13 protein-coding genes are annotated in these 15,973 nt (G+C 65.8%); 3 read left to right on the forward strand and 10 right to left on the reverse strand.

Going from position 1 to position 15,973, the window contains the following annotated elements:
• Nucleotides 1-86 precede the first annotated feature (86 nt).
• The 4 genes from GGR25_RS03180 to GGR25_RS03195 form a co-directional block, all read right to left on the reverse strand.
• A complete protein-coding gene (locus tag GGR25_RS03180; RefSeq protein WP_183397252.1) occupies nt 87-1,064 on the reverse strand; it encodes a beta-ketoacyl-ACP synthase 3 in 978 nt (325 codons plus the stop codon).
• On the reverse strand, nt 1,061-2,122 hold the full coding sequence (gene plsX / locus GGR25_RS03185) for a phosphate acyltransferase PlsX (protein ID WP_183397253.1): 1,062 nt from the start codon (nt 2,120-2,122) through the stop codon (nt 1,061-1,063). The genes GGR25_RS03180 and plsX overlap by 4 nt, the downstream gene beginning before the upstream one ends.
• Nucleotides 2,123-2,240: 118 nt before the next feature.
• Complete coding sequence (locus GGR25_RS03190) at nt 2,241-2,780, reverse strand: YceD family protein (protein WP_183397254.1); 540 nt, start codon at nt 2,778-2,780, stop codon at nt 2,241-2,243.
• Complete coding sequence (locus GGR25_RS03195; protein ID WP_183397255.1) at nt 2,777-3,334, reverse strand: ubiquinol-cytochrome C chaperone family protein; 558 nt, start codon at nt 3,332-3,334, stop codon at nt 2,777-2,779. Before GGR25_RS03195 ends, GGR25_RS03190 begins: the two co-directional genes overlap by 4 nt.
• A 155-nt stretch (nt 3,335-3,489) precedes the next feature.
• On the opposite strand from GGR25_RS03195, the gene GGR25_RS03200 reads away from it, so the two are divergent.
• Nucleotides 3,490-4,023, forward strand: coding sequence for an outer membrane protein assembly factor BamE (locus tag GGR25_RS03200; RefSeq protein WP_343067950.1), 534 nt, complete (start codon nt 3,490-3,492; stop codon nt 4,021-4,023).
• 82 nt (nt 4,024-4,105) lie between these two features.
• On the opposite strand, the gene GGR25_RS03205 is transcribed toward GGR25_RS03200, so the two are convergent.
• Nucleotides 4,106-6,379 carry a sodium-translocating pyrophosphatase gene (locus GGR25_RS03205; protein WP_380146958.1) on the reverse strand — a complete coding sequence of 758 codons (2,274 nt, stop codon included), beginning with the start codon at nt 6,377-6,379 and terminating at the stop codon, nt 4,106-4,108.
• Between the two features lie 126 nt (nt 6,380-6,505).
• Between GGR25_RS03205 and GGR25_RS03210 the strand changes: the two genes are divergently transcribed.
• Both GGR25_RS03210 and GGR25_RS03215 read left to right on the forward strand, forming a co-directional pair.
• On the forward strand, nt 6,506-9,826 hold the full coding sequence (locus GGR25_RS03210; RefSeq protein WP_183397257.1) for a tetratricopeptide repeat protein: 3,321 nt from the start codon (nt 6,506-6,508) through the stop codon (nt 9,824-9,826).
• 253 nt (nt 9,827-10,079) lie between these two features.
• Nucleotides 10,080-11,834 carry a tetratricopeptide repeat protein gene (locus GGR25_RS03215; RefSeq protein WP_210299786.1) on the forward strand — a complete coding sequence of 585 codons (1,755 nt, stop codon included), beginning with the start codon at nt 10,080-10,082 and terminating at the stop codon, nt 11,832-11,834.
• A 6-nt stretch (nt 11,835-11,840) separates the two neighbouring features.
• Here GGR25_RS03215 and GGR25_RS03220 read toward each other — a convergent pair whose 3' ends face one another.
• The 5 genes from GGR25_RS03220 to GGR25_RS03240 form a co-directional block, all read right to left on the reverse strand.
• Nucleotides 11,841-13,076 (reverse strand): MFS transporter, encoded by a 1,236-nt coding sequence (locus GGR25_RS03220; protein ID WP_343067952.1) that lies wholly within the window; start codon nt 13,074-13,076, stop codon nt 11,841-11,843.
• A gap of 116 nt (nt 13,077-13,192) precedes the next feature.
• Nucleotides 13,193-14,182 carry a thiamine-phosphate kinase gene (thiL, locus tag GGR25_RS03225; protein WP_183397260.1) on the reverse strand — a complete coding sequence of 330 codons (990 nt, stop codon included), beginning with the start codon at nt 14,180-14,182 and terminating at the stop codon, nt 13,193-13,195.
• Nucleotides 14,183-14,184: 2 nt separating this feature from the next.
• Nucleotides 14,185-14,703 carry a transcription antitermination factor NusB gene (gene nusB, locus GGR25_RS03230; RefSeq protein WP_343067953.1) on the reverse strand — a complete coding sequence of 173 codons (519 nt, stop codon included), beginning with the start codon at nt 14,701-14,703 and terminating at the stop codon, nt 14,185-14,187.
• Nucleotide 14,704: 1 nt separating this feature from the next.
• Nucleotides 14,705-15,154, reverse strand: coding sequence for a 6,7-dimethyl-8-ribityllumazine synthase (gene ribH, locus GGR25_RS03235; protein WP_183397262.1), 450 nt, complete (start codon nt 15,152-15,154; stop codon nt 14,705-14,707).
• Nucleotides 15,155-15,358: 204 nt separating this feature from the next.
• Entirely contained in the window at nt 15,359-15,970 is a 612-nt protein-coding gene (locus GGR25_RS03240) for a riboflavin synthase (protein WP_183397263.1), read from the reverse strand.
• Between the last annotated feature and the right edge of the window lie 3 nt (nt 15,971-15,973).

The following is a 15,973-nucleotide window of genomic DNA, read 5'->3' on the forward strand; positions in this document are numbered from 1 at the left end:
CCCTGCTCCCCGCAAACGAACCTATTGCGGGTCCCGTCAGCGGTCAACGACCTTCATCGTAAGGCACGGTTTTGCTTGGCGATTCCCTACCAGCGCAGCAGCGCCGAGCCCCAGGTGAAGCCGCCGCCCATGGCTTCGAGCATCACGAGATCGCCGCGCTTCAGCCTTCCGTCCTCGTTTGCCACCGAAAGAGCGAGCGGGATCGAGGCGGCCGAGGTGTTGCCGTGATCGGCCACGGTGCGCACGACCTTCTCGCTCGCGATGCCGAGCTTCCTGGCGCTGCCGTCGATAATGCGGATATTCGCCTGATGCGGCACGAACCAGTCGAGGTCCTCGGCGCCATAGCCGGTGGCGCGGAACGCGTCCTCGATGACGTCGGTGATCATGCCGACCGCATATTTGAAGACCTCGCGGCCCTCCATGCGCAGATGGCCCACCGTCCCCGTCGAGGACGGGCCGCCATCGACATAGAGCTTCTCGCGATGTCGCCCGTCCGAGCGCAGATGCGTCGTCAGGATGCCCCTGTCCTCGCGCGTGCCGCTTTCCACCGCGGCGCCGAGGATCACGGCGCCGGCGCCGTCGCCGAACAGCACGCAGGTCGTGCGGTCGGTCCAGTCGAGGATGCGCGAGAACGTCTCGGCCCCGATCACCAGGATCCGCTTCGCCTGGCTGGCGCGGATATAGGCGTCCGCCGTCGACAGCGCGAAGACGAAGCCCGAGCAGACCGCGTGCAGATCGAAGGCGGCGCCATGCTCCATGCCGAGCTTCTTCTGCACGGTGACGGCGGTCGAGGGAAAGGTGTCGTCCGGCGTCGCCGTGGCGACGAGGATCAGGTCGATATCGCCGATGGTGAGACCGGCATCCTTCAGCGCGGCGGTCGCCGCCGCCGTCGCGAGGTCCGAGGTGAGCTCGCCTTCGGCGGCGATGTGCCGGGCATGGATGCCAGTACGCTGAACGATCCACTCGTCGGAGGTATCAACCAACCCGCAAAGCTCGTGATTCGTCAGGCGGCGCTCCGGCAAATAGCTGCCACAGCCCAGGACGACCGATCTTATGAAGCTCACAATGCACCTTCGTCCGTGACCTCTGCGATCTCACGCGCAAATCCAGCGCGATGATAATCGGTCAGGTCCTGTTCAATCTTACCGAGCAGACCGTTGCGGGCCATGCTGTAGCCCACTTCGACGGCATTGGCGAAGCCGACGGCATCGGTTCCGCCATGGCTCTTGATCACAATGCCGTTCAGCCCGAGCAGAACCGCGCCGTTCGAAGCGCGCGGGTCGAGCTTCTGCCGCAGTTCCTGGAACGCGCCGCGCGCGAAGAAATAGCCGATCCGGCCAAGCAGGGTGCGCCCGAGCGCATCGCGCAAATATGAGCCGATCTGCCGCGCCGTGCCTTCGGCGGTCTTGAGCGCGATATTGCCGGCGAAGGCCTCGGTCACGACGACGTCGACCGTGCCGCGCCCGATATCGTCGCCCTCGACGAAGCCGACATAGTCGAGCTGCTTGAGGTTCGCCTCCTTGAGGAGTTGGCCGGCGACGCGCACCTCCTCGAGGCCCTTCATCTCCTCGACGCCGATATTGAGCAGGCCGACGGTCGGCCGCTCGACATCGAGCAGAGCGCGCGCCATGGCGCCGCCCATCATGGCGAAATCGATCAGTTGCTGGGCATCGGCATTGATGGTCGCCCCGACATCCAGCACGACGCTCTCGCCGCGCAGCGTCGGCCAGAGCGCGGCGAGCGCGGGCCGCTCGATGCCGGCCATGGTGCGCAGGCAGAACTTGGACATCGCCATCAGCGCGCCGGTATTGCCGGCCGAGATCGCGACGTCGGCCTCGTCCTTCTTGACCGCCTCGAGGGCGCGCCACATGGACGACTTCCAGCGCCCCTTGCGGAGCGCCTGGCTCGGCTTGTCGTCCATCTGGACCGTGACGTCGCAATGGCTGAAGCTGGAGCTGGCCTTGAGGCGCGGGTACCCGTCCAGCAACGGCACCACCTTCGACTCCTCGCCGAAGAGATGGAAGCGGACATCCGGTCGCCGCACGAGGGCGATGTCGGCACCGGCCAGGACCGTGGACGGCCCGTGGTCGCCGCCCATCGCGTCGATCGCAATTCTAACCATTCGATCCCTTCGACATCGCCCAATGCCGCCTGGCCTTCCGCCGTCGGCCCGGCCGTCACGGCCGCAAAATAGCGGCTTCGAACCACTCTAGAAACGGCTTTCGCCGCTTCCGGTCAGCTTATTTGTCCTTGAGGCGGGCAAGATTGGCGAAAGGAGAATCCTTTCGGGCCTCTCCTGCTGCAAATTCATCACTCAGTGCGGCTCCTTTGGCGCGCGGATAGGGATCCAGCGCCAGCGCCAGCTGTTCCACAATCAGCGGCCCCAGATCAAGCACCGGCCCTTCCAGGTCGTCCGGCGGATCTTCCTCGTCGAACTGAACGATCACCTCCGCCTCGGCAACCGTGCGCGGCTCGACCTTGCGCGCATGGGGCGGCAGAAATGTGAGGTGAAACGGCTCGTCGATCGACTGGGCGACGGGTTCGAGCGTGACGACGCAGGCCTGCACGACCTCGGCGCGGAGCTGCGCCTTCACCTCGATGCCGGCGTTGGACCAGCGCGAAACCGCGACGCTCACCGAAAGCGCGTTGACGGCGACGATATCGAGAAACGCCGCGATGGCCAGGCGCTCGCCTTCGCTGGTCGCAATCTCCTCGCGAACCGGGTCGTGACCGAGCCGGCGCGTGTCGAACGGGCGGTGGAAATCTGGAAAATCACTCATGCGGCCACCTGCCTACCACTCCGATCGGGTGGAGGAAACTCCAACCGGCCGGCGAAGAACTGCTCGACCGGCTGATTCGCGAGGGCCGCCGCCGCGGTGCGGGCATAGGACGCAAGGGCTGCGCCGGCCTCGTCCGCCTCCGCGCCGGGAAAGACATTGCGGGCGATCGCGTCGGCGAGCTCGCCGGGATGGGGATCCGCCAGCGCCGAATCATAGGCGCCGACGCGGCCATAAAAGGCCTGCGCCATCTTCTTCAGCCGCTTCGGCACGCCGATATCGCTGACGCCCATCTCTCGCAGATTGCGGTCCATATCCTTGAGAAAGGCGTCAAATACGTCCTGGCCGAGCTGGCGCTGCTCCTCTGTGGCCGTCTTCATGCGGTTCAGGAACAGGAAGGCGTGCAGCACGATCATGTCGAAGCGCCCATCCAGCGTGTCGGGCACGCCAAAATCGCGATAGAGCGCAGGCTCTCGCGCCTGCGCCACGATCGCGCCGTAAAGCGTATATGCAATGCTGGCATTGTTGCGGCGACGTGCGAACAGGCGCTGGAACATTCGGCCTCCTATCCGGGCGGACATCGAAAGCGGGGACACCGCGATTCCGACGGGTGGTTCCTTCAACGGGACGAGGAACGTTGCCACGAGCCCTAGCGCACGCTAGGGAGATTGCCAACCCGGGAGTGGTTCAGGAGAATGCAATGCGATTTGGCGTGACCGCCCCCCCTTCGGTCAATGTCGGAGCCAGGCGCCCTGCCGGCGTCGCCATGCTCGTCCTTGCCGCCGTCGCTTCGATTTCCGGCTGCGGTTCCAGCGGCGTCATGGGCACCAACGGCATCGTGAAGACCAATGTCGTCGGTGGCCTCAACGAGACCTATCATTCCGGCTTCGTCATGCCGGAGAACGGCCTCGACCAGGTTCCGATCGGCGCGAGCCGCGACCAGGTCCAGATCGTGCTCGGATCGCCGTCCACGACGGCCGATTTCGGCGGCGAGGTCTGGTACTACATCAGCCAGACGCGCCAGCGCACGGCGCTGTTCACGAAGCAGAAGATCGTCCAGCAGCAGGTGCTCGCCATCTATTTCGACAAGAAGGGCACCGTCGAGCGCATCGCCAATTACGGCCTGAAGGACGGCAAGGTCTTCGACTTCATCGCGCAGACGACACCGACAGGCGGCAAGGACCAGGGCTTCCTGGAGCAGGTGCTCACCGGCGCGCTCAATGTCGGCAGCCCGCTCGGCGGCTGACGCGAGGCTCCTATCGCTTCCATGAAAAAGGGCCGCCGGATCACTCCGGCGGCCCTTTCCGCTTCGGGGCGGCGTTCTCGCCTCAGTGATGCGCGAGCACCGCGAGCAGCAGCAGCGCGACGATATTGGTGATCTTGATCGCCGGGTTGACCGCCGGACCGGCGGTGTCCTTGTAGGGATCGCCGACCGTATCACCGGTCACCGAAGCCTTGTGCGCGTCCGAGCCCTTGTAATGGGTCTGGCCGTTGGCGTCGGTGAAGCCGTCCTCGAACGACTTCTTGGCATTGTCCCATGCGCCGCCGCCCGAGGTCATCGAGATCGCGACGAAGAGGCCGGTGACGATGACGCCGAGCAGCATGGCGCCGACGGCCGAGAACGCCTCGCTCTTGCCCGCGATCCAGTAGATCACGAAATAGACGACGATCGGCGCCAGCACCGGCAGCAGCGACGGGACGATCATTTCGCGGATCGCCGCCTTGGTCAGCAGGTCGACGGCCTTGCCGTAATCCGGCTTCTCCGTGCCCTGCATGATGCCCGGCTTCTCGCGAAACTGCCGGCGCACTTCCTCCACGATCGCGCCCGCGGCGCGGCCGACGGCGGTCATGGTGATGCCGCCGAAGATGTAGGGGATGAGGCCGCCGAGCAGCAGCCCGACCACCACATAGGGGTTGGACAGCGTGAAGTCCGGCACGATGCCCTTGAAGTACTGGAACGCCGTCGCCCCTTCCTTGTTTGCCTCAGCGATGAAGTAGGAGAGATCGTAGTTGTAGGCGGCGAACAGCACGAGGGCGCCGAGACCGGCGGAGCCGATCGCATAGCCCTTGGTCACGGCCTTGGTGGTGTTGCCGACCGCATCGAGCGCATCGGTGGACTTGCGCACCTCCTTGGGCAGGCCGGCCATTTCGGCGATGCCGCCGGCATTGTCGGTGACAGGGCCGAAGGCGTCGAGCGCCACGACCATGCCGGCGAGGCCGAGCATCGTCGACACCGCGATCGCCGTGCCAAAGAGGCCGGCGAGCGAATAGGTGACGATGATGCCGGCCACGATGACGATGGTCGGCATCGCCGTCGCCTCGAGCGAGACGGCGAGGCCCTGGATCACGTTCGTGCCGTGGCCGGTGACCGAGGCCTGGCTGATCGAGCGGACCGGGCGGTAGCCGATGCCGGTATAATACTCCGTGATCCAGACGATCGCGCCGGTGACGACCAGGCCGGCAAGGCCGCAATAGAACAGGTTGATGCCGGTGATCGACTTGCCGGCGACCGTGCCGATCTCACCCCAGCCGGTGAGCAGTTGGGTCGCGACGGCAAGGCCGATGACGGAGAGCAGCGCCGAGGCGATGAAGCCCTTGTAGAGCGCGCCCATGATCGACTGGTTGGCGCCGAGCTTCACGAAGAAGGTTCCGGCGATCGAGGTCAGGATGCAGGCCGCGCCGATGCCCATCGGAAACAGCATGATGCTCGGCAGGGCCGGCGAGCTGGCGAAGAAGATCGCCGCCAGTACCATGGTGGCGACCAGCGTCACCGCATAGGTCTCGAACAGGTCGGCTGCCATGCCGGCGCAGTCACCGACATTGTCGCCGACATTGTCGGCGATCGTGGCCGGGTTGCGGGGATCATCCTCCGGAATGCCGGCCTCGACCTTGCCGACAAGATCGCCGCCGACATCGGCGCCCTTGGTGAAGATGCCGCCGCCGAGGCGGGCGAAGATCGAGATCAGCGAGGCGCCGAAACCGAGCGCGACCAGCGCGTCGATCACGCCGCGGTCGTTCGGCGCATAGCCGGCGAACGAGGTCAGCACGAGATAGTAGACGGCGACGCCGAGGAGCGCGAGGCCGGCCACGAGCATACCGGTGATGGCGCCGGACTTGAAAGCGATCTCGAGCCCCTCCCCGAGGCTCTTGGTCGCCGCCTGGGCCGTGCGCACATTGGCGCGGACCGAGACGTTCATGCCGACGAAGCCGGCGATGCCCGACAGGATCGCGCCGATGGCGAAGCCGATCGCGACGGGAATCGAAAGAAGCAGCGCGACGATGACGAAGATGACGACGCCCACCACGGCGATCGTCGTGTATTGACGCTTCAGATAGGCGCTCGCGCCCTCACGGATCGCCGCGGCGATCTCCTGCATGCGCGCCGAACCGGCGTCCGCGGCGAGCACTGATCGCGTCGCCCATGCGCCATAGGCGAGCGCGAGCAGTGCGCAGAGAATTATCAGATAGATCACGTCGTCTTTCCTCCCGTTGCCGGCCAGGGCACACCGAGATTCAGCGTCGCCGCGCCGGCCGGGCCGCGCGGCGGGAAAAGCGATCGACCTCCCTGCTTTTCCCCCAGCTGAGATGAGTTGAGAACGCATTCGCGAATCGGTCAAGCGGATGCTGAAACCGCCTGACTTTTCGGTTTGCCGCTGCACGCCGTCTCCCGCTATTGTTGTATCGCCTCGCTGGGACGAGGCATCGATCGTTCCAGCCGGGAATTGGACATGCCGTCGCTTCGTTTGCTCGCCGCGCTCCTGGTCATCGCGACCTTCGTCACGCCGGCGGCGGCTCGCACTGACCTCATATCGAGGAATGCCTGCGCGTCCGGCGCGCCATGTCGTCCGCTCAAGGCCATGCGCCCGTCCGGTTCGTTGTCTGCGGCCCCAATCCCTCCGGCGGCCGACGCGCTGTCGCGCGATGCCAACGAACTGCGGCTCGCCGAGATCGAGGCGCAGATTGCCCGGAGGCCGCAGGATGAGTTCCTGCTTGTCGAGCGTGCCGGTCTGTCAATGGCCCTTGGACGCGTCGCAGATGGGCTCGCCGACTATGACGCAGCGATCAAGCTCAATCCGGCGATACCGGATTTCTATGCCTTTCGCGGGCTGGCGCGCTGGGATGGCGGCAGGCTGGAGGCGGCAGCGGAAGATTTCGGGGCGCTGATCAAGATCAATCCCCGCAACCCATGGGCTTATGGCAATCGCGGCGACATCGAGAGAACGCTCGGCCATCGCGCCGCGGCCTATGAGGATTACAGTGCTGCGATCGAGATCGAGCCGCGCGACTCAAAGAGCTACTTCGGACGCGCCGATGTGCTCTTCAGCGCCCGATTCTACGCTCAGGCAGCAGAAGACTATGGCGCCTCCATCGCGCTGGATTCGTCCGACTTTGCAGCCTACTACAACCGCGCGCTCTGCTATCGGAACCTCGGGCGATTTGCGGAAGCGGCATCCGATCTCGAGGCGGCGCGCAGGCTGGCCGGCGATGATCCTCGCGTGCTGGAAATCCAGGCGCGCAACGCGATCGATCTCGACGATCTGGACGCGGCACTCGTAATCGCCATGGCGCAACTGGATGTGCCCGGCCGCGCGGCCGATGGCTATCTGACGATCGGGCTCGTGCGCATCAAACAGCGCGACTTCGATTCGGCTGTCGAAGCCCTGAAGTATGCCCGCTCGCTCGGTCTCGATTCTTCGGAACTCTTTCTCGCGCTCGGCACGGCATTCGACAATCAGAACCGCCTGGACGAGGCGATCGAGGCCTATGGCAAGGCCGCCGAGGCCGAGCCCCTCGACAGGCGGCCGGTTCGCTGGCGCGGAGAAGCCCAACTGCAGATGGACCGATACGGCCTGGCACTCGTCGATTTCAACCGTCTGATCCGGGACGATCCGACGGACGCCGCGGCTCTGCGCAAACGCGCCGCCACCCTGCTGAGGTTGAACCAGACCCAAGATGCGCTCGCCGACGCCACGGCGTCTATCGTCCTCGATCCCGATTCGTATGAGGGACGGCTCATCCATGGGATGACCCTGCTCGGCGTCGACCGCTATTCCGATGCACTCGCCGCACTCGACCGCGCCCTCGCGATCCGTCCCGACAGCGCCTTTGCCATCTATCAGCGCGCCATCGCCCAGGACCTCCTGGATGACCAGCCGGCCGCGCTCGCCGGCTACGACCGTGCGCTGCAGGCGGATCCGGATCTCGTCGATGCCTATGCGGACCGATGCGATCTCAAGTCCCGCATGGGGCGCCTCGACGACGCCCTTGCCGATTGCGGCAAGGCACTCGAGCGCGACCCGCAGAGCTTCAACGCTCTCGTTGCACGCGCCGATAACCGGGTGCGCCGCGAAGAATATGCAGCGGCGATCGACGACTTTAGCGCGGCACTGCGCATCCGACTCAATGCCACAACGCTCGCCGATCGCTGCAAGGCGTATCGCGGCGCAAACGAGTTGGAACTCTCCCTGGCCGATTGCACGATGGCGATCTGGATAGATCCGCATCTGGCGGCGGCTTACGCGCAACGCGGACGAACGCTCCTCTCGCTCGATCGCTACCCAGCCTCGATCATCGATTTCGATCGCGCCCTCGCGATCGCGCCGGATGATTGGTGGTCCCAGTATTACCGGGCGCGCGCGCTCGATTTGAATGGCGATCGCGACGCAGCCCTCGCCGGATTCAATCACGTCATCGAGTTGAACCCCGAGGCGGCGCAGCCCTATGCCCAACGATGCAACCTTCGCGACCGCATGGGTGAGACCGATCTAGCGATCCAAGACTGCGACCGGGCACTCCTGGCCAACCCAGAATTGACGACAGCACTGGATTTCCGCGGGCAGATTTTTGTCAACGAAGGCCGATACGACGACGCCCTGAAGGACTTCACGGCTGTGATCGATATCAAGGGCGATACGGATGCATATCTGGCTCGCTGCGATGCCTACAAGCAGATGGGAGACGCGGAGACCGCGCGCGCCGATTGTCGAAAAGCCGTCGAGATCAGCCCGAATGACGCAAATGCCCACGAGGCTATGGCGGACGTTCTCGTGGATCTCGGCCTCTACAGCTCCGCGACCGACGAATACGGGGCTGCAATCGAGCTTAGCCCAGGGCGTGCCAGCCTGTTCGTCGCTCGAGCCGATGCGTTCATCAGAACAGGGCGCCCGGATAGGGCGGCCGACGACGCACGCAGTGTCATCAGCATCGACCCCGACAATGCGATGGCTCACAACAATCTAGGAGTTGCTCTCGAAAGGCAGGGCAGTATCGACGAGGCATTCGAGGAGTATCAGAAGGCCATCCGGCTTGATCCGAGCGATGCACTGCCGCTCATGAATCGGGCCGACATCTACCGACAGCGCGGCCAGTTCGACCTCGCACTGGTCGACCTCAACCGCGCGGTGAGCTTAAATTCCGAGAATCCCGACCTGCTGCTGTCACGAGCTTGGGTTTTCCGACTGAAGGGTCAGTTCGATGTGGCCCTCGCGGACGCTGATCGCGCCCTTTCTATCGATAAGCGCCAGGCGTGGGGCCATTTCGAGCGCGGCGCTGCTCTGGAAGGCCTGGGCCGGAATGGCGATGCTGTAACCGCGTACGAACAGGCTATTCTGATCGATCCAGACTACGTGCCTGCGATCCGCAACCGCGGCGGTCTCCTCGGCCGCCTCGGCAATTTCACGGCCGCTCTTGCGGATCTGGATCTGGCAATAGCCAAGGATCCCGAGGATGGGACGGCCCTCCTATTTCGCTGCCGCGTGCGGAACAGCATAGGTCGCAATACTGAAGCGCTTGCCGACTGCGACAATGCCCTGAGGATCGATCCCGGTCGGGCTGAGACACACTATGGACGCGCGCTCGTGCTATTTGATCTTGGCCGAGCCCAGGATGCCTTGAAGAGCATTGATCGTGGAATTTTATTATGGCCGGACGATCCGGAACCACGAATAGCGCGGTTTCTCTGGAGCGTAATTCTAATAGACTGGAACACAGCCGGCCTCGACTTCATCCATCTTCTGGCTGTGCGAACAGGAAGCGTCCGGAGAGATTGAACGGCAGAATTCCCGTTAACATGGTCCGCGTCTTCCACCGCAACGCCGCCACAGCGAGAACGAGACGGCGGGGCGAGCAAACTGAGGACTCTGCGTTTTCCCGATCATGACAGGCGGGATTTCACGTTGGCGCGTCGGTCGAGCGGCTGGCGCGGGGCAGCGTCGCCCCCCTTTTGCGAACGGACGCTTCTTCCCGCTAGTCTTGCGGAGATTCTCGTCCTGCGTGTTCCTGGTCCGATCGGAAAAGTGACTGATGCGAAGCCTGCCGATGTTCGCGATCCTCCTGGCCCTGATCGCGCCGGCGGCTGCCGAGCCGGTCGCCGGTGCGAGCGCTGATTCTCTGGTCGCGCCTGCAGAAACGCCGTCCGACGCCAAGCGCCTGATCGAGAGCGGCAGCGCGGCATTCGAGCGCGAAGAGTTCGACGCGGCCCTCGCTGATCTCGACCGCGCGATCGCCATCGACCCGTCCAATGCGACAGCCCTCGCCCTGCGCGGGTCCGTCTATCGCGCGCTCGCGCGCTATGACGAGGCGATGGCGGATTTTGATGCGGCGATCGATCTTGATCCCACGCGCGCCACCGCCTTTGCCGGTCGCTGCGATACCTACCGCCGGATGGATCGACCCAATACGGCTGTGCCCGACTGCGCCCAGGCGCTCATCCTCGACCCCATGAATCCGGATGCCCTGCTGGCCAGGGGACGACTCGCACTCGATCTCGACGACAGCTATTCGGCGATCCGCTATTTCACGGTGGTGATAGAGAAGGACGATCGCAATCGTGTTGCGTTTTTCGACCGGTGCGGCGCCTACAACAGCCAGAAGAATGTGGAGCGGGCTGTTGCGGACTGCAGCCGCGCCATCGAACTCGCGCCACGCTGGGCTGAGGCCTATGCGCGCCGCGCCAATGTCTATCTCGACGACAATCAGCTCGACGCGGCCATTGCCGATTACTCGAAGGCCATCGCGCTTGATCCGCGCTCGGCCAGCTACAGGATCGATCGCGGGCATACGCGCATTCTGGCAGGGCGCTACGCGCTCGCCGCCTCGGATTGCGAGGCCGCCTTGCGGCTCGATCCGGAGAGCGCCCTAGCGTTCAACAATCTGGGCTTCGTCCGGGAGCGGCAGGACCGCCCGGACGAGGCGCTGCGTCTCTATGCCCACGCGGCGGAGATCGATCGCGGCAATCTTCTGCCGCGATACAACCGGATTGACCTGCTCAAATCGCTGGGACGAAATGAGGAGGCCATGGACCTCCTCGATGCGCTGATCGCGGATGCGCCGGAGGAATCCGACGCCTATGCCGGGCGGGCCGAACTCAATCTGACGCTGGGACAGACACTGGATGCGCTGAGCGATGCGGGCAAGGCGATCGCGCTCGACCCTCGCAATGCCTGGGCGCACAATATCGAGGGCATGACGCAGGAGCGCGAGGGGCGAACCGACGCGGCGCTGGCCGCCTATGGGCGCGCGATCGACATCGATCCGGACTATCAGTCGGCCCGGCGCCAGCGCGCGCAGATCCTGCTCGATCGCGGCGACGCCGAGGCCGCCATCGCCGACCTCGACGCGGTAATCGAGGGCAAGGATCCGAGTTCCGCGACGCTGCTGCTGCGGTGCCGCGCGCGCATGCAGATGGGCGCCCTGCCCGAAGCGCTCGACGATTGCGACCGTGCGCTGGAACTCAATGATTCGAATGCGCGGATCTACGAGCAGCGCGGACAGGTTCAGGTCCGCCTCAACGACGATGCCGGCGCACTGGCGGATTACGACGCGGCCATCAGGCTGGACCGGCAGTCGGCCGTCGCCTATCGCGGACGGGCCTGGGTGCTCATGGCATTGGAGCGCAGTCCGGAAGGGCTGTTGAGCTTCGACCGGGCGGTGGCGCTCGATCCGAACGACTACGAAACGCGAGTCGGCCGACTGTTCTGGAACATCTATCTGCTGGACTGGTTCGGCACGGCGTTCGACGCGTCGCGCGTCATCGCGCTGACGGCACGCCGGAACTGAGCCCCCTCACGCCATCCGCCGCGACCGGAGCAGCGCCGTCCAGGCGAGAGCGGCAAGGCAGAGGATGGCGACGGGGAAGATGATCGCGTTGATGAAGCCCCAGCCCGGGCCGTTGAACAGGACGCCGGCGCCGAAGGAGCTGGCCGCGGAGGTGGCGAAGACGAGGAAGTCGTTCAGGCCCTGCACCTTGCCCTTTTCCTGCGGCAGATAGGTCTCCGTCAGCATGGCCGTCGCGCCCATGAAGCCGAAATTCCAGCCGACGCCGAGAAGGATCAGTGCGCCCCAGAAATGGGCGAGCGAGATGCCGGTGATCGACACCACAGCGCAGAGCGACAGCAGCGCCAGCCCGGCGATGACGACCCGGTCCTTGCCGAAGCGCGCGATCAGGCGGCCGGTGAAGAAGCTCGGCGCGAACATGGCAAGCACGTGCCACTGGATCCCCAGCGCCGCGTCGTCCTGCGTCAGCCCGCAGCCGACCATGGCGAGCGGCGCGGCCGTCATGACGAGGCTCATCAGCGCATAGGACGACATCCCGCAGAGCACGGCGGCGAGGAAGCGCGGCTGCCGGGCAATCTCGCTGAGCGAACGCGCCGGTCGCCGATCGGCCGCCACGGATTGCGCGTGACTGATCGGCCGCAGCAGTGACACGACGGCGGCATTGCCGACGGCGAGGAAGGAAATCGCCAGGAAGGCGCCGGCGAAGGGGATCGGCGCGAAGAGGTCGCGCGTCAGGATCGCCGTCTGCGGGCCGATGATCGCCGCCAGCACGCCGCCGCCCATCACGAGACCGAGGGCGCGGCTCCGCGCCACCTCGCTGCCGCCATCGACAGCCGCAAAGCGATATTGCTGGACAAAGGCGGCCGTGCAGCCGGTCAGCAGGCAGCCGAAGGCGAACAGCAGGAAGGAGCCGTGCAGGATCGCGATGCAGGTGACCACGCCGCCCAGCATGGCCGGCACCGAGCCGATGATGAAGCCGGCGCGCCGGCCGACCCGGGCCATCAGCGTCGCGGCGGGGATGGTCGACAGCGCGGAGCCGAGCGTCAGCGCCGTGGCCGGGATGGTGGCCAGCGACTTGTCCTCGGCGAGCAGATAGGAACCGACGAGGCCCGCGAACACGATCGCGATCGGCATCAGCGAGCCGCCAAAGGCGGTGGCGGCGGTCAGGATGATGGCGTTGCGCCGGACGGTGCGGTCGATCTCGACGCCCGTCGCGCCCGGATTGCCCTCGGACAGCTTCGACACTTTACGATCCCCAAGAGCATTTTCGAGCGAAGTGTGGGAACCGTTCGCATGAAGAAAATGCGTCGAAACAAGAACCATGGCGTTTCCCCGGTGAACCGGAGTTCGCCGGAGAGGCCCTAGAAGTGGTCGTGCGAGACGCGACCCATCGAAATCGGACGTCCCGCGCCGTCAATGGCGCGGGGCGCATCCATGCCGTCGACGATGCGTCCGATCACCGTGAGAGGAATATTCGCCTCTCGGGCTTCGTCCTGGAATGCATCGAATCGCGCCGGCGGCACCGATGCTAGAATTTCATAGTCGTCGCCGCCCGTCAGCACGCTTGTGAGCGCCGTGTCGTCGCGGCGGACCAGTTCGCGCGCTGCCGCCGAGAGCGGGACGGACGTCGCGTCGATCTCGGCGCTCAGACCGGAAGCGCGGGTCATGTGGGCGAGGTCGCCCATGAGCCCGTCCGAAATGTCGAGCGCCGCATGGGCGTGGCGGCCGATCGCAGCGGCGAGAACCGTGCGCGGCTGCGGATGGAGATAGCGATCCAGAAGATGATCGGCGCCCTCGGCCGGCGGGGCGATCGTGCCGAGCCGGAGGCGCAGGCCCAGCGCCGCGTCACCGATCGTGCCGGTCACGACGAGCAGGTCCCCTGCCCGCGCGCCGCTGCGGCGGACCATGCGGCCCGTCGGAACCTTGCCAATGGCGGTGATCGAGAGCGTCAGCCCGCCCGGCGCGCGGACAGTATCGCCGCCGAGCAGCGCGATCCCGTAGCGGGCCTGGTCCTCGCCGAGCGCCGCGGAGAACGCCTCCATCCATTCGACCGTCCAGTCGGAGGGCAGCGCCAGGCCGAGCAGATAGCCGATCGGCTCCGCGCCCTTGGCCGCGAGGTCGGAGAGATTGACGCGCAGCGCCTTGCGGGCGATCGACGCCGGCGGGTCGTCGGCGAAGAAATGGATCCCCGCGGCGACCATGTCCTTGGTCAGGACGAGGTCATGGCCGGGCGGGGGCGTGAAGGATGCGGCGTCGTCGGTCAGTCCGAAGGCGGCAGGGTCGTCGGCCAGCGGTCGGAGGAAGCGGCCGATCAGCTCGAACTCGCCGGGCCGCCGGACCTCCCCGGACATGCTCAGCCGCCTCCCGAAGGAGCCGGCGATCCCTCGAACTCGTCGGGGCGAAGGCGGCGCGCGGCCGTGTCCAGCACGCCGTTCACCATGCGGATCTCGTCGCCCATGCCGAAGAACGCGCGGGCAACGTCGACATATTCGGTGATGATGACGCGCGCCGGCACATCCTTGCGGCCGACGAGCTCATAGGTGCCGCAGCGCAGGATCGCGCGCAGCGTCACGTCGATGCGCGTCAGCGGCCAGTCGGAGGTCAGCGAGGTATGGATCGCCGGGTCGAGATTGCGCTGCTCGCGCACCACGCCGGCGATGATGTCGCGGAAGAAACCGGCATCGGCGTTGCGATACTGCTCGCCGTCGAGCTCCTTGCCGAGGCGCAGGTTCTCGAATTCGGCGACGACCTCGGTCAGCGAGGCGCCGCCGACATCCATCTGGTACAGCGCCTGGACAGCGGCGAGGCGGGCCGCGCCGCGCTGGTTGGCGGGTCGGGTGGCGCGGTCGGTCGGCGCCCGGTCGGCAACCACCTCAGATACCGAATTTCTTGCGGAGCTCGACCATTGCGAGCGCGGCCTCGGCGGCGGCTCCGCCCTTGTTCTTCTCGGCGACGCGAGCGCGCGCATAGGCCTGCGCGTCGTTCTCGACGGTGAGGATGCCATTGCCGACGGCGAGCGATTCGATCACGGCCATGTCCATGATCGCGCGGGCCGATTCGTTCGCGACGGTGTCGTAATGCGTGGTCTCGCCGCGGATGACGCAGCCGAGCACGACGAAGCCGTCATAATCCGCCTCGCCGTCTTCCATAGCCGCCAGCGCCATCGACATGGCAGCCGGAATTTCGAGCACGCCGGGAACCGAGACGCGATCGAACGTCGCTCCGGCCTTCTCCAGCGCGAGGCGCGCGCCGAGGAAAAGCTCGTCGGAGATATCCTCGTAGAATCGTGCGTCGATAACGAGAAGATGGGGAGCGTCGGTCATTTCGGGGGCTCTTCTATCGGTACTGCGCGGTGTCCGAACGGGCGGCAGGTGAACCACGCGCATCCCCCGCTGTAAAGGAAAAAGAGCGTCACGCCCTGCATGCCTGCCGCGCACAGCAACATGGCTCCGATCGCGCATGGCGCGCCGGCCTGCCCAAGCGGGGCCGGCAGCGGCGGAAATGTCGCGATGGCGCGGCGCGCCCGCTCAGGCCGCCTCGGTCAGCCGCGCGACATAGCGGGCCATCTGATCGACCTCGAGATGCACGCGGTCGCCGGCCTGGCGGCTGCCCCAGGTCGTGACGTCGGCGGTCAGCGTGTGCGGGATCAGGAGGACCGAGAAGCGGTCGCCCTCGACCCAGTTCACCGTCAGCGAGGTGCCGTCGAGCGCGACCGAGCCTTTGGTGGCGATGAATTTCGCCAGCCGATGCGGCGCCTCGAAGACGAAGCGCGTCGTCTCGCCGAGATCCTCGCGCGAGACGATCGTCGCGACGCCATCGACGTGACCTGAAACCATGTGACCGCCGAGCTCATCACCGAGCTTCAGCGAGCGCTCGAGATTGATGCGCGTCCCGGGCTCCCACTTGCCGACTTCGGTCAGGTCGAGCGTCTCGGGCGCCGCCTCGACATCGAACAGAACGCGGCCATCCGCCTGCGGGGCGAGCGAGATCACGGTGAGGCATACGCCGGCGCAGGCGATCGACGCGCCGATGGCGATCGTCGCGGCGTCATAGGCGCTGTCGATGGTGATGCGGTTCACGTCATTGCGCCGCTCCACGGCGGTCACGCGGCCGACATCGGTGATGATTCCAGTGAACATTGC

It is taken from the genome of Kaistia hirudinis (assembly GCF_014196455.1).
Lineage (GTDB): Bacteria > Pseudomonadota > Alphaproteobacteria > Rhizobiales > Kaistiaceae > Kaistia > Kaistia hirudinis.